Source organism: Pseudomonas sp. LB1P83 (genome assembly GCF_054897885.1).
In genome coordinates this window covers 3,670,208-3,688,119 of record NZ_CM142709.1, presented here as the reverse complement: position 1 = coordinate 3,688,119, position 17,912 = coordinate 3,670,208, and the positions used below count along the sequence as shown (strand labels likewise).

At 56.3% G+C, this 17,912-nt stretch carries 22 protein-coding genes and 1 pseudogene; 15 read left to right on the top strand and 8 right to left on the bottom strand.

Annotated features, from left to right (window positions below; translation table 11 throughout):
* Positions 1–111: 111 nt before the first annotated feature.
* The 7 genes from ACYZTY_RS17045 to ACYZTY_RS17015 all read left to right on the top strand — a co-directional run bounded on the left by ACYZTY_RS17045 (position 112) and on the right by ACYZTY_RS17015 (position 5,553).
* Positions 112–1,371, top strand: coding sequence for a cation:dicarboxylate symporter family transporter (locus ACYZTY_RS17045; RefSeq protein WP_461954696.1), 1,260 nt, complete (start codon positions 112–114; stop codon positions 1,369–1,371).
* 109 nt (positions 1,372–1,480) lie between these two features.
* On the top strand, positions 1,481–2,062 hold the full coding sequence (locus ACYZTY_RS17040) for a TetR/AcrR family transcriptional regulator (protein ID WP_461954695.1): 582 nt from the start codon (positions 1,481–1,483) through the stop codon (positions 2,060–2,062).
* Positions 2,063–2,119: 57 nt separating this feature from the next.
* Positions 2,120–3,223 (top strand): alkene reductase, encoded by a 1,104-nt coding sequence (locus ACYZTY_RS17035; protein WP_461954694.1) that lies wholly within the window; start codon positions 2,120–2,122, stop codon positions 3,221–3,223.
* A gap of 77 nt (positions 3,224–3,300) precedes the next feature.
* Positions 3,301–4,044 (top strand): SDR family oxidoreductase, encoded by a 744-nt coding sequence (locus ACYZTY_RS17030; protein WP_461954693.1) that lies wholly within the window; start codon positions 3,301–3,303, stop codon positions 4,042–4,044.
* Positions 4,045–4,116: 72 nt separating this feature from the next.
* Positions 4,117–4,497, top strand: a complete 381-nt coding sequence (locus ACYZTY_RS17025; protein ID WP_461954692.1) for a nuclear transport factor 2 family protein — start codon at positions 4,117–4,119, stop codon at positions 4,495–4,497.
* A 39-nt stretch (positions 4,498–4,536) separates the two neighbouring features.
* A complete protein-coding gene (locus ACYZTY_RS17020) occupies positions 4,537–4,923 on the top strand; it encodes a nuclear transport factor 2 family protein (RefSeq protein ID WP_461954691.1) in 387 nt (128 codons plus the stop codon).
* Between the two features lie 192 nt (positions 4,924–5,115).
* Positions 5,116–5,553, top strand: a complete 438-nt coding sequence (locus tag ACYZTY_RS17015; protein ID WP_461954690.1) for an SRPBCC family protein — start codon at positions 5,116–5,118, stop codon at positions 5,551–5,553.
* Positions 5,554–5,805: 252 nt separating this feature from the next.
* On the opposite strand, the gene ACYZTY_RS17010 is transcribed toward ACYZTY_RS17015, so the two are convergent.
* The 4 genes from ACYZTY_RS17010 to ACYZTY_RS16995 form a co-directional block, all read right to left on the bottom strand.
* On the bottom strand, positions 5,806–6,804 hold the full coding sequence (locus ACYZTY_RS17010; RefSeq protein ID WP_461959338.1) for an NADP-dependent oxidoreductase: 999 nt from the start codon (positions 6,802–6,804) through the stop codon (positions 5,806–5,808).
* Between the two features lie 76 nt (positions 6,805–6,880).
* The gene (locus tag ACYZTY_RS17005) at positions 6,881–7,741 is read right to left on the bottom strand and encodes an alpha/beta fold hydrolase (RefSeq protein WP_461954689.1); all 861 of its coding nucleotides are present in this window, start codon (positions 7,739–7,741) and stop codon (positions 6,881–6,883) included.
* A 51-nt stretch (positions 7,742–7,792) separates the two neighbouring features.
* Positions 7,793–8,581, bottom strand: coding sequence for an SDR family NAD(P)-dependent oxidoreductase (locus tag ACYZTY_RS17000; RefSeq protein ID WP_461954688.1), 789 nt, complete (start codon positions 8,579–8,581; stop codon positions 7,793–7,795).
* A 69-nt stretch (positions 8,582–8,650) separates the two neighbouring features.
* Positions 8,651–9,751: an alkene reductase gene (locus ACYZTY_RS16995; RefSeq protein ID WP_461954687.1), complete on the bottom strand. Its 1,101-nt coding sequence runs from the start codon at positions 9,749–9,751 to the stop codon at positions 8,651–8,653.
* Between the two features lie 149 nt (positions 9,752–9,900).
* On the opposite strand from ACYZTY_RS16995, the gene ACYZTY_RS16990 reads away from it, so the two are divergent.
* The gene (locus ACYZTY_RS16990; protein WP_461954686.1) at positions 9,901–10,500 is read left to right on the top strand and encodes a TetR/AcrR family transcriptional regulator; all 600 of its coding nucleotides are present in this window, start codon (positions 9,901–9,903) and stop codon (positions 10,498–10,500) included.
* Positions 10,501–10,611: 111 nt separating this feature from the next.
* A complete protein-coding gene (locus ACYZTY_RS16985) occupies positions 10,612–11,070 on the top strand; it encodes a metallophosphoesterase family protein (protein WP_461954685.1) in 459 nt (152 codons plus the stop codon).
* A gap of 128 nt (positions 11,071–11,198) precedes the next feature.
* On the opposite strand, the gene ACYZTY_RS16980 is transcribed toward ACYZTY_RS16985, so the two are convergent.
* Positions 11,199–12,263, bottom strand: a complete 1,065-nt coding sequence (locus ACYZTY_RS16980; protein ID WP_461954684.1) for an alpha/beta fold hydrolase — start codon at positions 12,261–12,263, stop codon at positions 11,199–11,201.
* A gap of 277 nt (positions 12,264–12,540) precedes the next feature.
* Here ACYZTY_RS16980 and ACYZTY_RS16975 point away from each other — a divergent pair, with 277 nt between their 5' ends.
* A complete protein-coding gene (locus ACYZTY_RS16975) occupies positions 12,541–12,813 on the top strand; it encodes a hypothetical protein (RefSeq protein WP_461954683.1) in 273 nt (90 codons plus the stop codon).
* Between the two features lie 42 nt (positions 12,814–12,855).
* Here ACYZTY_RS16975 and ACYZTY_RS16970 read toward each other — a convergent pair whose 3' ends face one another.
* The 3 genes from ACYZTY_RS16970 to ppk2 form a co-directional block, all read right to left on the bottom strand.
* Positions 12,856–13,215 carry a DoxX-like family protein gene (locus ACYZTY_RS16970; RefSeq protein ID WP_461954682.1) on the bottom strand — a complete coding sequence of 120 codons (360 nt, stop codon included), beginning with the start codon at positions 13,213–13,215 and terminating at the stop codon, positions 12,856–12,858.
* Between the two features lie 5 nt (positions 13,216–13,220).
* Positions 13,221–13,673, bottom strand: a complete 453-nt coding sequence (locus tag ACYZTY_RS16965; protein ID WP_461954681.1) for a thiol-disulfide oxidoreductase DCC family protein — start codon at positions 13,671–13,673, stop codon at positions 13,221–13,223.
* A 233-nt stretch (positions 13,674–13,906) separates the two neighbouring features.
* Positions 13,907–14,824: a polyphosphate kinase 2 gene (gene ppk2, locus ACYZTY_RS16960; protein ID WP_461954680.1), complete on the bottom strand. Its 918-nt coding sequence runs from the start codon at positions 14,822–14,824 to the stop codon at positions 13,907–13,909.
* Positions 14,825–15,023: 199 nt separating this feature from the next.
* Between ppk2 and ACYZTY_RS16955 the strand changes: the two genes are divergently transcribed.
* The 5 genes and pseudogenes from ACYZTY_RS16955 (at position 15,024) to ACYZTY_RS16935 (ending at position 17,833) form a co-directional block, all read left to right on the top strand.
* The gene (locus ACYZTY_RS16955) at positions 15,024–15,959 is read left to right on the top strand and encodes a Ppx/GppA phosphatase family protein (RefSeq protein WP_461954679.1); all 936 of its coding nucleotides are present in this window, start codon (positions 15,024–15,026) and stop codon (positions 15,957–15,959) included.
* A gap of 152 nt (positions 15,960–16,111) precedes the next feature.
* Positions 16,112–16,195 (top strand): annotated as a pseudogene (locus ACYZTY_RS16950) (DUF1801 domain-containing protein); the annotation flags it as partial.
* Positions 16,196–16,280: 85 nt separating this feature from the next.
* Positions 16,281–16,820: a PAAR domain-containing protein gene (locus ACYZTY_RS16945; protein WP_438661461.1), complete on the top strand. Its 540-nt coding sequence runs from the start codon at positions 16,281–16,283 to the stop codon at positions 16,818–16,820.
* Positions 16,821–17,549 (top strand): peptidoglycan recognition protein family protein, encoded by a 729-nt coding sequence (locus ACYZTY_RS16940; RefSeq protein ID WP_461954678.1) that lies wholly within the window; start codon positions 16,821–16,823, stop codon positions 17,547–17,549.
* Positions 17,546–17,833, top strand: a complete 288-nt coding sequence (locus tag ACYZTY_RS16935) for a hypothetical protein (RefSeq protein WP_438661463.1) — start codon at positions 17,546–17,548, stop codon at positions 17,831–17,833. Before ACYZTY_RS16940 ends, ACYZTY_RS16935 begins: the two co-directional genes overlap by 4 nt.
* The last annotated feature ends 79 nt before the right edge of the window (positions 17,834–17,912 follow it).

Sequence of the window (17,912 nt, the reverse complement as noted above, 5' to 3'; positions counted from 1 at the left end):
AAAGTGTTGGCACAACACTGTTGTGCCATTTGAACTCAAGTGAGCTGGAAGCTCATGAATCTAGCAACTGCCAGTTAACGCAGTCCTTTCATTCCAACAAGAAGGCTAGACATGAAACGTATTCCCTTGGTGTGGCAAATCATTGCCGGGCTGTTGCTTGGCGTGCTCGTCGGTTGGTATTTGAATACCCATCCGCAGTATCAATCGTGGGTCAGTGCAGAAATCCTGAAACCGCTTGGCGATATCTTCATCAAAATGATGAAGATGGTCGTTGTACCGATCGTGTTCTGTTGCATGGTCCTGGGCATCGCAAGAGGCGGAGATAACAAGTCGTTTGGTCGCATGGGCGTCAAGTCGCTGGGCTACTTTTTTGCGATAACCGGCCTGGCCATCGTTATGGGATTGTGTTTCGCGAACTTCTTCGAGCCTGGCACCGGCACTGATATTTCAGGCATTGCACATAGCTCAGCATCCCTCTCGATGGAACCTTCGAAGGGCGCTCTCGTGATTGTGCAAAACATTGTCCCAGACAACGTCTTTGTGGCGATGTCGGAAGCCAAGCTACTGTCGGTGCTGTTCTTTGCGGTGTTGTTCGGCATGGCGTTGAACTCGCTCCCGAGGGAGAAGAGTGCACCTGTAATCGCGTTGGTTCAGGGTATTTCCGATGCGATGTTCAAGGTGGTTTCTATAGTCATGGCTTACGCTCCGATAGGTGTATTCGGCATGATCGGCGCCACCGTTGCGACCTTTGGATTTGCCTCGCTATTGCCGCTGCTCAAGTTGATTGGTGTGGTTTATCTGGCCCTGATTGTTTTCGCTTTGGTGGTGCTCGGGGGCATCTGCTATTTGATCGGAGAGAACATTTTCAAGCTGATCAAGTATTTCCGGAATGAGTTGATTCTTGCATTTTCGAGTGCAGCCTCCGCAGCGGTCATGCCGCAATTGATGAGCAAGTTGGAGAGCTACGGAGTACCGCGGCGGATCGTCAGTTTCGTGGTGCCGGTGGGCTATGCGTTCAATCTGGATGGCGCGTCGATTTTCCTGGGCGTGGCGACGATTTTTGTCGCTCAACTTTATGGAATCGATCTTTCGCTGTCTCAGCAGATTTTGCTGGTAGTGACGATGGTGCTGACCTCCAAAGGTGCTGCCGGGGTCCCTGGATTTGCCATCATTATCTTGTCAGCAACGTTGGCCTCTGCCGGTCTTCCATTGGAAGGAGTTGCACTGATCGCGGGCATCTTCAGGATTATCGATAGCGGTACCACCACATTGAACGTGTTGGGGAATGCCATTGCACCGTTGGTTATTGCCAAATGGGAGAGGGCCGCCCTTGAGCCTTCACGAGTCAATCCGATAGGGCAAAAAGCATAGCAATCCACAAGTAGACGTCTGACGGGAAACGCTAACGGCTCATTCAGTTCATCAGGTAGCGGCAAGAGTTACTAGACGACCGGTCTAGTTTTGTATAGGCTGCCTTCCCATGAAGAAACCTATCCAAGACATGCGACAGCACATTATCGATGTGGCCAAGTCGCTGATGACCAACAAGGGCTACACCGCCGTCGGTCTGTCAGAAGTGCTGACAACCGCTGGCGTGCCCAAAGGGTCGTTTTATCACTACTTCCGCTCGAAAGAGGAATTCGGTCAGGCGCTGCTCGAAGAGTACTTTCAGGAGTACATCGGGCGCGTCGATATCGTGATGGCTGAGCAGGGGACCGGAGCCGAGAGGCTTTTGGGCTATCTGCGTTACTGGGCGAAGACCCAAGCATTCGATCACCCCGAGGAGAAATGCCTTGTGGTCAAATTGGGCGCTGAAGTCTGCGACTTGTCGGAAGACATGCGTGCGGTGCTGGAAGAAGGCACCGCGCTGATCATCCAGCGCATCACGCGCTGTGTTGAGCAGGGCATGGCAGATGGTTCCATTTCGCCGACCCAGGACGCGGCGATATTAGCCGAATCGCTTTATCAGCTATGGCTTGGCGCCTCGCTGTTGGTCAAGGTCAAGAAGACCACGGCCCCATTTGAAACCGCACTGATCACGAGTGAACGCCTGCTGGCATAGGGGCGTTTTTTTTAATCATTAAACTAGACGATCGGTCTAATATTTCAGGTATTGAGCATGATTGATAACAGTCTTGGCACCGACCTTTTTTCGCCCATGCAGATGGGCGCCTTGCAACTGACTAATCGAATTGTCATGGCTCCAGTGACACGCAGCCGGATGGCGGAAGATGGCGTGCCGAATGAACTGCACGCCACTTACTACGCCCAGCGTGCCGGCGCAGGCTTGATCATCGCCGAGGCCACGAACATTTCTCCTCAGGGGCGTGGCTATGCCATGACGCCGGGTATCTGGTCAGAAGAGCAGGTGGCAGGCTGGAAAAAAGTCACTGATGCGGTACATGCAGCAGGCGGCAAAATCGTCAGCCAGCTATGGCACGTTGGCCGCTTCTCCAGCGTCTATTTACAGCCGAACGGCGAAGCGCCAGTCGCTCCTTCGGCGATCAAGGCCGAGGGCAGCACTTACACCGAGAACGGCTTTGTCGAAGTGTCTATGCCCCGCGCGCTGGAAACCTCAGAGATTCCCGGAATCATCGAGCAGTACAAACACGCGGCAGAAAATGCCAAGCGAGCCGGTTTCGATGGCGTGGAAGTGCATTCCGCCAACAGCTATTTGCTCGACCAGTTCCTGCGTGATTCCACCAACCAGCGCACTGACCAGTACGGTGGTTCCATTGAGAACCGGACTCGGCTGACGCTCGAAGTTACCGATGCCGTTGTTGCGATCTGGGGCAGTGACCGGGTCGGTATTCGGCTCTCGCCGGTTACGCCGGATGCAGGCAATACACCACCCGACAGCGATGTTATGGCGACCTACGGCTACCTGGTTCAGCAGCTCAACACGTTCAACCTGGCCTATCTGCACTTCGTCGAAGGGGCTACCGCCACTTCTCGTACCGTTCCTGAAGGTGTGGATCTGGATGCGTTGAGTGCACAGTTCGACGGGCCGTTCATTGGCAATAACAACTATGACCTGAATATGGCGCTGAAGCGCCGGGCGCAAGGCCGGATTGATGCGGTAGCGTTCGGTCGCTTGTTCATTTCCAACCCAGACCTCGTTGATCGCCTGCGTCGCGGCGCCGAGCTGACCATCGCTCCCCGTGAGAGTTACTACGGCGGAGGCGCCAAGGGCTACACCGATTGGCCAACGGCTAACGACTGAGTCGCCCCCCTTGCGCCCGCCAGGCGCATGGAGGCTCCGTCGCGAAAGCATCTCACCGCAAAACAGGTATTGATTGAATGAACTATCTACAAAACAAGGTTGCCATTGTGACTGGCGCGTCTTCCGGCATTGGTGCTGCCACCACCCGCGCATTGGCCGCACAGGGCGTCCGCGTGGTGGCGGCAGCACACGATCAGATAGGGCTGGAAGCGTTTGTTGCAGAACTGCGTGAGGCAGGGAGCGAAGTGGTTGCTTTTACCACCGATGTCACTCATTTGGATCAAACCCGGGCACTGGCCAAGTTTGCACAAGACACCTATGGGGCCGTGGACATTCTGGTCAATAACGCTGGCCTGATGCTCTTTTCCAACTGGGTCGATCTGGCCGTGCAGGATTGGGAAAAGATGATCGATGTGAACATCAAGGGCTACCTCAATGCGACTGCTGCGGTACTGCCGTTCATGCTGGAACAGAAGTCCGGGCAGATTCTCAACATGGACTCTGTTGCCGGTCACCAGGTTGGGCCGGCGGCGGGTGTCTACAGCGCGACCAAGTTTTTCGTCCAAGCCATGACCGAGTCCATGCGAAAGGAGTTGGGCGTGCAGCATGGCATCCGCGTCAACACCGTCAGTCCAGGCGTCATCAATACCGGCTGGGCGGACAAAGTCAGCGATCCCGAGGGGCGTAAAGCGGCTCAGGAACTGAACCGGATTGCCATTGCGCCCGACGATATCGCCCGTGCCGTGATTTATGCGCTCAATCAGCCGGAAAACGTCACCGTCAACGATCTGATTATCTCGCCGACACGCCAGGATTGGTGATCGTTGGTAGGCCATGCTGCGCCCATCCAGACCTGATGGGTAATCGGAAAATCTTTCAATCAGGAGTCCATCATGAGCAATCCAACTTACGTCCAGGAATACAATGCGATCGTCGCCGTGCTTACCCAGTACAACGAAGGTGGTGCCAAGGCTGACAGCGCGTTGATGAAGCCCGCGTTCAACGAGCACGCCACCATGTTCGGGGTCGACGGCGACCAGCTCGTCGGCGGCGCGATCCAGAATCTGTACGACGTCATCGACAACTCTTTCCGCCCGTCTCCAGAAGCCAACGCCGCAATCGTGCGCATCGACATCGTGGGCACCGCCGCCAGTGCTCGGGTCGATACCGACAACGTTTCGGGATTTCGCTTCACCGACTTCTTCAACCTACTGAAGGTAGAAGGCAAGTGGACGATCGTCAGCAAGATTTACCACACCCACCCGAGCGTTTGATCCCTGATCGCATCTCACCGTCAATGAAAGGAGTGCACCATGTCAAAGAACATCAAGGCAGTACCGACCTCGGAGTACAACGCTGTCATCGCTACCGCCAACCAGTACGTTGAAGGGCTACGTGTGGGTAGTGCAGAAGGGGTTGCGCAAGCTTTTCATAAAGACGCCGTGATGTACGGTTTCACGAATGGCGAGCTGCTGGGTGGCCCGATAAAGAATTTGTTTGATTTCGTTCGGAAGAACGGTGATGCCCCCGAAATCACTACCCGAGTCGACGTACTGGCAATCACACCCACAACAGCTGTGGTACGTGTCGATATGGAGAAGGATGCGATCGGTGCCGACTACAACGACTACCTGACCCTGATAAAAATCGACGGTACCTGGAAGGTCATCGCCAAGGTCTATCACCAGTTCGAAGGTTGAGCGTGGACCGATCCAGGTTGAGTCAATGCCGGGATCGGATTTCGACCATCGTCAAAGGGAGACGCGACCATCAAGTGGTGCTCGAATCAGCCCTTGAGCGAAGACCGGGTGTATACATCATTACCGCCGAGCGCTGCGTTTGAGCCAAGGTCAGGTGTTCTTAAAAGTTGATATTTTCAGAGTGTAAACACGATGCCGATGGTTGAATTTTCCGCTGTCCTGGATAGCGATGCAGGACACGCCTGGGGCGTATTGAAGAAATTTGGTGAGATTCAAAAATGGCATCCGTCAATTGTCGAAAGCAGCATTGAGGACAATCAACCTGATGGTCTGGTTGGCTGTATCCGCAAACTCACGCTGGCCGATGGCGCAATCGTCAGGGAGCGTTTGATGTCGGTGGATGACCGCCATCAAACGCTTTCTTACTGCTTTGCGCAGGCGCCATTACCTCTGGACAATTATGTGGCCACCGTGAAGTTGGTCGCATTGACAGGACAGTCCAAGACGTTCATCAATTGGTCTGCAGGTTTCGATCTGCAAGATCTGAGTACAGCAGAACACTATCAGGAGCTTATTCGAAACCTGATCATGGAAGGCCACAATGGTCTTCAGTCACTGCTTGTCGAGTAAAACACGAAGCACAATTACGACTTGTAGTGCTTCACCCAGCGTAGGCTGATAGCGTCGCTACACGAACCACTCCTCATTACTGATCGAGCATCAAGCTTCGCCAAATGATTGTTGGTGGCTCAACAGGTGTGACATCCGGTTGCAACTGTTCCTGTTTTTGCAGGTTTTGAGGGGGAGGTTCATTTAGTTCAGGCGACGGATTCTTATCCCTGGCAGGATGCGCTTTGTCTACTGGCATTTTATGTAGAGTACTTATTTGATCGTTATGATGACTTTGCCTTTGGATCTGCCTTGTTCGACATACCTCAAAGCTTCTGCCGTTGATTCAAAAGAGAAGGAACGGTCAACCATCGGTTTGATAATGCCGGCCTCAATGAGTGCGGTGATCTTCTGTAATTGGGTGCCATTTGCTCGCATAAACAAGAATGCGTAGCTGATTTTATTTTTGCGTGCCTTTCTCCGAATTCCGCTGCTTAACAGGCGCATGACTTGCCTCAATACCCAAGACAATCGTTGCTCTTGGGCGAACTGCGCGGTCGGCGGTCCCGAAATGGAAATGAGCTGGCCGCCAGGCTTCAGAACCTTGAGCGATTTCTCCAGTACATCGGCGCCCAGGCTGTTCAACACCACGTCATAGTCGTGCAATACGCTTTCAAAGTTCTGCTTTTTGTAATCGATGATCACGTCCGCCCCCAATGCCTTCACCCACTCGACATGTGGTGTGCTGGTGGTGGTCGCAACAAAGGCTCCCAGGTGTTTGGCAAGTTGGATGGCAATGGAGCCGACGCCGCCGGATCCGGCGTGAATCAATACCTTCTGGCCCTTTTTCAATTGGGCGGTTTCAACCAGCACCTGCCAGGCCGTCAGAGCGACCAAGGGGATGGAAGCGGCTTCAGCCATGTTGATATTGGAAGGTTTCAGCGCGAGTGCGTTTTCGTTCACAGCAATCAGTTCAGCAAAAGTCCCGATCCGATCCTCCGGCGGGCGTGCATAGACTTCGTCTCCAGGCTTGAATTGCTTTACCGCCGAGCCTACCCGAACCACGACCCCGGCCAGATCATTGCCCAATACCAATGGAAATGAGTAGGGCAGTATCAGTTTGAATTCGCCCGCTCTGATCTTTGAGTCCAACGGATTCACGCTCGTGGCATGCACTTGAATCAGGACGTCATGTGCACCTACCGCAGGGTCGGGCACTTCGGCAATACGCCCGTTTTGTTTGCCGTAGCGGTCAATAAAAAATGCCTTCATGATGATGTTGCTCTCGTTAATTCGAATGAGGTCAGGGTTAGCCTCTACAGCGATGATGCGATAAGACTCGATGCTCTCAGGCGTCGAGAAACGCCAAAGCCTTTGCCACAAAATCAGCATGGTGTTGGAAAATTCCACCGTGCCCAGCGTCTGCGTAAATGATCAATTGCGCGTTGTGGATGCGATTCGCCAGCGCGATTGAGTTGATTGTAGGCACCATGATGTCGTGGTCGCCGTTGGCAATCAGTGTAGGGATCCGCAGGCGACCGAGGTCCTGTGGCGCCTGTTTGCCCCACGCGGTGATGGCTTTCAACTGCCGTAGGAACGCGGTGGGCGTCGGGCCTTTGTCTCGACCTTTCTTGCGTTCTTTCAGTCTTTGCAAAAACGCCGATGCGGCTTGGCGCCCGTTGACCGTCGAGGTAAAGAACAGGTAGAACTTGGGATCTCGCAGCGTCAGCAAGCCTTTGATCATCAAGGGCCATGCCACCGAACCGACCCTGTCGATACCTGCGCCACCGGCCGGTCCGGTCCCGGTGAGAATCATTCTGCGCACCCGCTCGGGCGCCTTCAGGGCGATGTCTTGAACGACGAATCCACCGAGTGAAAAACCGAGCAGGTCGACCTTGTCAAACCCCAGCGCACGAATCAGGCCGATTGCATCGTTAGCCATTTCACCGACGGTCAGTGGTGCGGTTCCACCCGAGCCACCGATGCCTCGGAAGTCGGTGGCGATGACACGACGTGTTTTTGCCAGGCCGTCGATGATCCTGGGGTCGAAGTTGTCCAGCACCGCGCCCCAATGATTGAACACAACCAGCGGCACCTCAGTCTTGGGTCCCAGGTCACGATAGACGAAGGGTATACCGTCAACCGTGATCGATTGGTTCGCTGCCTTGACGAACGGCGCCGGCAACTCAAAGTGGTTTTTTGTATCCATGAGAGGCGTTACTACTCCGTGCCGATCGCGAGGCCGCCTGCTATGAAAAGGTCAAACCTGGGCTTGGTATCGTTGCGCAACAGCGGACTGCCTGATTTGCGACAGCAGGCCCTGACGCGCTGTTTGCAGGGCATCCCAGCGTTCACCTTCATGCAACGGTGGAATGGTCACCGGCTCGCGACGATCGAAGCCGACCAGCGCGGCGTCGACCAGATCACCCACTTCCATGATGTCGCTCAAGGTATTGATGTCGATACCGGCGCGCTCCCAGATTTCAGTGCGGGTGGCGGCGGGCAGTACGGCCTGCACGTAAACACCTATGGGGGACAGTTCCAGGCTAAGGCCTTGGGAAAGGAACAGTACAAACGCCTTGGTCGCCCCGTAGACCGACATGCCGAACTCTGGAGCCAGACCGACCACCGAGCCGATATTGATTATCGCGCCGTTGCCCGCTTTGGCCAGGCGTGGAGCGATGGCACTGGCGAGGCGTACCAGCGCGGTCGTGTTGAGGGCTACCAGATGCGCGACACTGTCGGTGGACTGATCGATGAAGTTACCGGACTGCGCGGCGCCGGCGTTATTGACGAGGATGCCAATATTGTCGTCGTCGCGCAGGCGCGCTTCGACGGTCGCAAGATCGCTGAGTTGGGTCAGGTCCGCCTGAAGCACATCAATGGCGACCTTATGTTCGCTGCGTAGCTTGGTGGCGAGCGTCTGCAGACGCACAGCGTCGCGGGCAACCAAGACCAGGTTGTGCCCGCGCTGGGCGAAACGCTCGGCGTAAACAGCGCCTATGCCGGTGGAAGCGCCGGTGATCAGAACGGTGGGGCGAGTGGTCATGGTGTTGTCTCCTTTCAGGGACATCGATAGGGATTGATGAGCGAAAACCGAAGCTTGATCACGTTGCGTTTAGTTCGAAGCAGCGCTCGACTCAGCAATCGTCGGGTAATCGGTATATCCCGCCGCACCGCCGCCATAGAGAGTGGCTGGATTGAAGGCGGACAGTGGGGCGCCCGTCTTGAGTCGCTCCACGAGATCGGGGTTGCCAATGAAGGGGCGACCAAAGGCGATCAGGTCGGCCTTGTCTTCAGCGAGTCGGGAAGTGGCCAGGTCCAGGTCATAGCCGTTGTTGGCGATATAGGTGTTAATGAAGCGCTGGCGCAGTGCGCCAAAATCGAAGGGCGCCACGTCGCGCGGCCCGCCAGTCGCGCCTTCAACCACATGCAGGTAAACGATGTCCAGGGCATTAAGTTGATCGACGATGTAATCGAACTGCGCCTGCGGGTCGCTGCTTGAGACACCGTTGGCCGGCGAGACGGGCGAAAGGCGAATGCCAGTGCGATCAGCGCCGATCTCGCTGACCACCGCTGCCGTTACTTCCAGCAGCAGGCGCGCACGATTTTTGATAGAGCCGCCGTAGGCATCGGTACGCACGTTGGCACCGTCCTTGATGAATTGATCCAGCAAATAGCCGTTCGCACCATGGATTTCCACGCCATCAAAGCCTGCCGCAATAGCATTCGCCGCCCCCTGGCGGAAATCGTTGACGATGCCGGGCAGTTCGCTGATATCCAGCGCTCGCGGTTCGGAAACGTCCTGGAAACTATTGTTGACGAACACTTTAGTCGCGGGACGCAGCGCAGAGGGTGCTACAGGCGCGGCACCCTTTTCTTGCAGGTCAACGTGTGAAACGCGGCCGACATGCCACAGCTGCAGGAAAATTTTCCCGCCCTCTGCATGGACGGCATCGGTCACTTTGCGCCAGCCCTCAATTTGTTCCTGAGTGTAGATTCCGGGGGTGTCTTGGTAGCGCTGTCCCTGGCGGGAAATCTGCGTGGCTTCGCAAATCAGCAGGCCAGCCGAGGCACGCTGGCTGTAATAGGCAGGAGCGAACTCACTCGGCACGAAGCCTTCGCCTGCACGGTTGCGCGTCAGCGGAGCGAGGACGATTCGGTTCGATAGTGTCAGGGAGCCAAGCGTGTAGGGAGTAAACAGTTTCTGGTCGGTCATGTCGTGTTCTTCCGTGCCCGGTTGATGAATAGCGATGTTGCCTGCGATTAGGATGATGATCGAAATCTAAGCTGTCAACAAATTTGATTACGTTCAGCATCTATGTAACATTGGCGCATGTTTTTTTGAGCGAACACGAGGTGTTGTACGTGAGAGTGACCAAGGCCCAGGCTCAGGCAAATCGGGAGCACATCGTCGAGACAGCCTCTGTAGTGTTTCGCGAGCGAGGTTTTGACGGCGTAGGCGTGGCTGACCTTATGGCGGCGGCCGGATTCACCCACGGAGGCTTCTACAAACATTTCGGCTCGAAGGCTGACCTGATGACCGAAGCATCTGCGAGCAGTCTTTCCAGATCGCTAGTCAGTGCCGAAGCGCTCGATGTTCAAGGTTTCATCGATTTGTATGTGTCCAGGGATCACCGGGACGGGCGCGGCAGCGGTTGCACTATGGCTGCTTTGTGCGGCGACGCTGCGCGCCAGCCGGACAAGCTGAAGGCGGCGTTTGCCGACGGGATAGAGCGCACGTTGCAAACGCTGGGAGAAAAGTATCCATCGGGTCCGGATGCGGCGCCCGGGGACGCGAGAGTGAAGATGATCGACATGCTGGCGCATGCCGTCGGCGCGATCATATTGTCGCGTGCTTGTCCGGATGACTCGTCTCTGTCCGATGAAATACTTGAGGTCTGCCATGCACAGATGACGGCCTCATTGCCGGTGATGTCAGCCAATGAACCCAAAGAAGGGGCATAGACGGTCGATCCAACCCAATCTCTAACAGGCAGCAGAAAAAGCACGTCAAGGCTGCTTGCCCTCACCGGGTTACACTCCGTTCCGATTCCTGAACCTGCCGCGGAGCCGTGCATGAAAGTTGGCGTGATTTCCGATACCCATGGCCTGCTCCGCGCCGAAGCCCTGGCTGTCCTGGCGGGATGCGAGCGGATCATTCACGCGGGCGACATCGGCAACGCCGACATTCTCGATCAACTAAAGGCTATTGCCCCTTTGTACGTCGTTCGCGGGAACAATGACCTGGACGCCCCGTGGGCAGAAAACATCCCCGACCTTCTTCGTTTCGATCTCAACGGATGGGAGACGCTGCTGGTGCATGACATTGCTGATGTCCCAGCCGAGCTCGACTCAGCCATCAAGCTGGTGATCACCGGCCATTCGCACAAGCCCCGCATAGATTGGCGCGGCGATCAGCTCTATCTCAATCCCGGTAGCGCGGGGAGGCGGCGTTTCAAGCTGCCGGTGACGGTGGCGCTGCTGGAGGTGCTTGAGACCTCGATAGAGCCGCGCCTGGTCTCTCTGTTGGAATGATTTTCGCGAACACGCTGAAGCAATAATGGGGCTGGGTTTGTTCAAGAAAGAAAAACGGCCCGTTTAAGAAAACGAGCCGTCGTTGTGCAGTTGCTTATCGGGGAAACTGCCCGGACATCAGAGCAACCTCAGAGGTGATCCGCATCAATCACAGCCTTGGCAAACGCCTGCGGATCTTCCTGCGGCAGGTTGTGGCCAATGCCGCCGCTGATCAGCCGGAACTCGTATTTGCCGGTGAAACGCTTGGCGTAATCCTCAGGCTTAGGGTGCGGTGCGCCGTTGGCATCGCCTTCAAGGGTGATGGTCGGCACGCTGATCGACGGCGCGGTGGCCAACTTCTGCTCGAGCGCCTCGTATTGAGGCTCGCCCTGCACCATGCCCAGGCGCCAGCGGTAGTTGAAGACGGTGATCTCGACGTGGTCGGGGTTATCCAGCGCCTTGGCGCTGCGGTCGAACGTGGCGTCGTCGAACGCCCATTTCGGCGAAGCCAGTTGCCAGATCAGCTTGGCGAAGTCGTGGGTGTTTTTCTCGTACCCGGCGCGACCGCGGTCGGTGGCGAAGTAAAACTGGTACCACCACTGCAATTCAGCCTTGGGTGGTAGCGGGTTCTTGCCAGCCGCCTGATTACCGATCAGATAGCCGCTGACCGAAACCAGCGCCTTGACCCGTTCGGGCCACAACGCCGAGACGATGCCAGCGGAGCGCGCGCCCCAGTCATAACCGCCGAGCACCGCTTGCTTGATCTTCAGCGCATCCATGAAGTCGATGACGTCACTTGCCAGTGCAGCCGGTTGGCCATTGCGAAGGGTTTTGTCGGAAAGAAAATGCGTATCGCCATAACCACGGGCATATGGCATCAACACTCGATAACCCTTCGCCGCAAGCAGCGGTGCCACTTCGTCATAGCTGTGAATGTCGTACGGCCAGCCGTGCAGAAGAATCACCGCTGGCCCATCAGCCGGGCCCGTTTCGGCATAGGCCACGTTCAGCAATCCGGCCTTGATGTGCTTCAGTGGGCCGAACGGGGAGGGTGTTGTATAAGTGGCGTCGGCCTTGATCGCGGCCGGCTGTGCGGCGGCGGGCGTTTGTGCGTGGGCCGCACCGAGAGCGCCGAACAGACTTAGTGCGAGGATCGACGAGCTGACCAGGCGGCGGCGGGTATTGCCGATTTTGTTGTGCATTGCCATCTTCATGGTGATGTCTCCGTTGCAAGCCGTTGGCCAGGGGTTCCGGCTGAGCCCCTTGAAACCTTGAATGCATTTGAACGCGGTGACGTATCTGGCCTGTGTCGAATCCCGGGCCCGCTGAAAACTGATGTATCAAGAGGATAGCCAGACACACTGAGATACATAGTGGTGCACTCAAAATTCGCGATATTGGCGCTGTGTTGCGACCTGTCGCGCTCCATACGACGCCGGGCATTCCAGAGCACATGCATTCAGAGATCGCCCTGGTGCAGGCCGCGCGGGAATGGATGTTGCTGGACGTGGTTTTGAGCTGCTCACAGATGCACAACGCGAAGCGGTGATCGCCGCCTGGCCCCGCGAAACAGACTTTGCCCATCAGATGATCGACGCGTTTTATCACGGGCTGCAGCATCGTCCCCAGAGTACATTCGGCACCTTCAACGATGATTTCCTCGCTTACAAGGATCCGGGTTTCCAGCGGGTGAATCTTTGCAGCGTCATCTTGGGCTCAAGTTGGGAGCGAATAAACTTACCGCTCAGCGCTCCAGGTTCTTGACCGGGATACATCCCGGGCGAGTATCGGTTCACACTTATTCGCTCAAGCCCTGGTATTCCACGCCACTGCACACAGCGCAAGTCCAGCCACATTGAGTGTGACGGGATTAAAGGCATCCCTGAGCATGGATGGATTGACGATCGCGACATCCAGCAGCAGGCCCACCAGCGCCGTCGAAGCAACTATCAGTGGCCAGGCGAGCCGTTGCGCGAGCAATATCCATAAGGCCAGGGCAATTTCCGCAACCCCGGCGGCATAGGCAAACAATTCCACCTGATGGATGCCATGGGCTTGAATCATGGTCCGCTCGCCCGGACTCAGCCACAGCAACTTGGGCACCAGACCGTGGTAGGCAAACATGAACGCCAGACTTCCCCGGGCTATCCAGTGGGTGCGCTTCATGGCGCTCACGTTGGCGTTTTCAAGAATCGAAGTTCATGGTCAGGGTTGGGCAACAGGCACGTGTCGTATTTTCCAAAGAGCCGATAGCGATTCAGCGCAATGCGATCGTAGGCCCAATCTCGCAGCCTGCGTGGGCAGGCGCGCAACAGTCTCATCGGGCGCCAGGCACCGGGCAGTTGGGCGATGACTTCGAAGATGGCATCCGAACGCACCCAGTAATGCTGGTCGCGGATCACGGCCATGGTATCGAATTGATCCAGGGGCAAACCGGCCCACGCCAGCAGCGCTTGCCCCTCGGGCGATTGCACTGCCGCCAGCCGCACGCGTCGGTGATGATCGTGGCGGATCAAAAACCTTGCCCAGCCATTGCATAGCTTGCACACGCCGTCGAACAAGACCACGGTTTCGCCTGGCTGGAGTAAGGGCGCGGGTGAGGGGCGGGTTCTGGACGCTGGCATAGACATGATCCATAGCGGGTCATGCCAGTCATTTAAGCCATGACGCAACCCGTAGCAGCAGGCTTCGCCAGCGGCAGGAATTGCGTTGCGGCAGAAATTGCTTAACTGATTGGCATTAGGAGGTCGGTTATTCCCGGATCATAACCGCGTGCCAGGGCGAAAGTCTTTATGGGAAGCGGCAGCCTCTATCGAGACTGCCGCTGCTCAACGTGGAAACCCTCGTTTAACCAGTCTCAATAAACCTGAGGCACGATGATTTCCGGTGGCGTTGGATTGCGCGAATAGTCTTCCTGGCGCTCGCGTTCCGGTAACTGGATCACCGCTTGTTCCACCTCTTCATAAGGCATTTGCCCAAGCAGATGATTGATGCAGTTGAGCCGGGCCTTTTTCTTGTCGTCGGCCTGCACCACCCACCAAGGGGCTTCGGCGATGTGGGTGCGTTCGAGCATGATTTCCTTGGCCTTGGTGTAGGCCTCCCAGCGCCGACGGGACTCCAGGTCCATGGGGCTGAGTTTCCATTGTTTGAGCGGGTCATGAATACGGCTGAGAAAGCGCAGATGCTGTTCCTGGTCGGAGATGGAGAACCAGTATTTGATCAACTGAATACCGGAGCGGGCGAGCATCCGTTCGAACTCCGGCACAGTGCGGAAGAACTCTTCATATTGATCGGCGTTGCAAAAGCCCATGACCTGCTCGACACCCGCGCGGTTGTACCAGCTGCGGTCGAACAAGACGATTTCACCGGCGGCCGGCAGGTGTGAGACGTAGCGCTGGAAATACCATTGCGTGCGCTCGCGGTCATTCGGCGCGGGCAGGGCGGCGACCCGGCAGACCCGGGGATTGAGCCGCTGGGTAATGCGTTTGATCACCCCACCTTTACCCGCCGCATCACGTCCTTCGAACAGAATCACCACTTTGTGCCCGGTCTTGACCACCCAACTCTGCAACTTCACCAGTTCGCCTTGCAGACGAAACAGTTCGCTGAAGTAGCGTCGTCTTTCTTCCTTTTCGTCGTTGTCGCTCAGGTGCTCGTCAAACAGCGCGTTGAGGTCGTGTCCGTCCTCCAGTAATTCCAGTTCCAGTTCTTCGTCGCTGTGATCGAGCAGCTCACGATGGATGCGTTGCACCAAAGTGTCATTGGTTAGAAACATGGCTGGAACTCCTGCCGAAGGTGGAAGTGTCCATGCTAGGCCGGGGGATATGACGCAGACGTGACGATGAATGGGCGGGACCAATAAAGGGCGGTGTCATCTTGGTGTCACCTAAGGCATGGCAGGATCATCGCAAACCGTCTTGAACACCCAGCGCAACCCCGCCCTCGGGCTGATGAATTTGCCAGGAATCCCCACCATGAAAGGCGACGCCTCCCTGTTTGCGGCCATTGACCTGGGCTCCAATGCGTTTCGCCTGATGATTGGCCAGTCGGTCAAACGGAACCAGCAGATCGTGATCCAGGAAGTCAAAACCCTGCGCGAGCCCGTCCGTTTGTCGGAAGGATTCCAGGGCGGCGCGCTGGATGAACTGGCGCTGGATCGGGGATGGCAAGCGCTCGCGCGATTCGGCAAAAAATTGCGCGGCTTCGAGGCAGGAAGGGTGCGCGCCGTGGCGACCAGCGCGGTGCGCGAAGCCGACAATGCCCAACTGTTTCTGACCAGTGCCGAGCGGCACCTGGGTTTTCGCATTGACGTGATTTCCGGGCATGAAGAAGCGCGACTGGTGTATGCCGGCGTTGCCCATACGATACCGAGTGCCGCGAATATGCGCCTCGTCGTGGACATTGGCGGCGGGTCCACCGAGTTGATTCTGGGACAGGGCACTCAGCCGCTGTTGACCGAAAGCATCGCCATTGGCAGCGGCACTTTTGGCACGCGTTACTTTCAAGGCGGGTGCATAACAGCTCAGGCCCTGCTGGAAGCCGAGCGCGTGGCCACTGTGCAGTTTGAAAAGATTGCACGACGTTATCGGGCATTGGGTTGGCAGCAGGCCATCGGCTCTTCAGGCACCGCGCGGATGCTCGCCAAAGTCCTCAAGGCCAACGGCTTGAATGACGACGGCCAAAGCGGAATCACCTACGGCGGCCTGCTGCGCCTGTCGTTGCGCCTGCTTGAAGCGGGGCATGTCCACCAACTCAATTTAGCGAGCTTGCAACCCCATCGCCTGAGTACCTTGCCGGGCGGTCTGGTGGTCATGCTGGCCGCGTTCAAGGTTTTTGGTATCGCGCAGATGACACCTTCTGAAGCCGGGTTGAGGCTTGGGGTGTTGCATGGGTTGATGGCCAGGCACTGACTGGGTGCTGCGCGCCTGGCGTTACCTAGGCGCAAACCGTCAGTCAGCGAGACTCAAGCGGCGGGAAAACGGCAACTATCCTGGAGCGGGCGAAACCATCCTGACAGAGGTGGCAACCCCATGAAGAAGGAAGCCATCGCGCAAAGGAAGGAGAAGGGGAAGATGCCTCTTCGCTGATAGACGCGAGAATCAAGGAGCTGAGTGATTGGCGGGGCGAGACCCTCGCCAGGGGCCGAGGGGGCAATTGCAGCTGGCGAGCCTTTCGGAACGCCCGGTGGTACATTGCTGCCCTCATTAAGAGCAACCAGAAAGGAATCTGAGATGGCAAAGCCTGCCGCCCGCATCAATGATCCTACCGCGTGCCCCTTGCCTGGGCATAATACAAATCCGATCGTTTCCGGCTCCCCCGATGTTTTTTTTGATGGACTGGCTGCAGCCAGAAAATCGGACACGAGCGCGTGCGGAAGCGCGTTGGTTGGTGATGTCTCCGCTACTGTTTTCATTAACGGGTTAAATGCCGCGACTGTGGGGAGCACTGGAACTCATGGGAACTCCGTCACAGCGGGATCCGGAACCATCATCATTGGAAGCTCTCACACCCCAGCCCCATTCATTGCGCCACTCCCGTTGTCCTTTCAAAAAGTATTCGGGCAATCATTCAGCGTTAGCGATAGCGAAACTGGGCAGCCTTTGGCTTTACGGGAGTTTGTCGCCACCGTTGATGGTGTGCAAACCCCGGGAGTGACCGATGCGAACGGGGTCGCACATGTCAAGGCGCCGTCCCCCGATTCTATAATCTCCCTGCATATTAAATTCAGCGCGCCCGCGCGTACTCTCCATGAAATGTCGGAGGGCGTTTGAATGGGCGCCAAATTTGCTACCGAGGCGACCGCTCAGGAGATCAAGCCTGGCGAGTTCATGTGCCCGGTGCCGATCACCATTAATGACCGTGCTGCCACTCGCGAGGCAATCATCAAAAAGGTCCAATCGCTTGGGCACACTTTCACTGAGCGCTCAGAATGGGGGGCTTTGAAAGGAAAGCCGGATATGGTGAAAGACTGGGACTACACAATGATCGCCTTGCACCATGCTGGCCGGTCATATGAATGCACGCCTGGTGGAGTCAAACAGATGCAGGGCGTTCAAGCACACCACATGGGTAACAAATACGACGACATCGGCTATCACTACGGCATCGCCTGTGACGGTACCGTTTTAGAAGGGCGTGATATCCGGTTACAGGCATCCAGTGTCAAGCTATTTAACACAGGCGTTATTGGCATCGTCCTTCTGGAAAATCTAACGACCGCAGAAGAGGGCGGAGACATCGTTGCCAAAGGGCGTGAAACCCTTGAGTACTTGGGCTATAGCACAACGAATGTCATACCTGCGACGCAAATAGACGCTCTGCTGCACCTAGTCGAAGCCCTGAAAAGTGTATTTGTCATTGAGCGGTTTGGCGGGCATCGAGAGTTTCCAGGTCAAGACAGAGACGGCAAGATTTGTCCGGGGAATATTGGTATGGAGCTGGTAAGGAATATCCGCACTAAAACGCAGCTTCTGCCACCGCCTCGGCCGGCCGTAGAATGAAGTACTTTCTATTAGCAGGCGTGCTTGCATTGCTGGTGGTGCTAAACATTGGCTACTACAACGAAGTTTCAGATGGTGAGGTCAACACCATCTTCTTTGTGAAAAAGACGCCTACGTTGAGAATGAAATTCTTCAACATTCACGCCAACGACGGTGACTACCGGAAGGTAGAGAAGCTGAGCGATGAGTTACGCCAGGACATCATTGACTACTGCAAATACAGATTGGGCATTGAAACGGAAGTGAAGACGCAGGCTGACGTCGAGATGTGCGCAAAAATGTAGGTTTGTCTTTGCAGGTAGGGTCGTTGCTCATACTGCGGCAATTGTTCAGAGGCCCCGACAAAGTCGGGGCAAACATCTG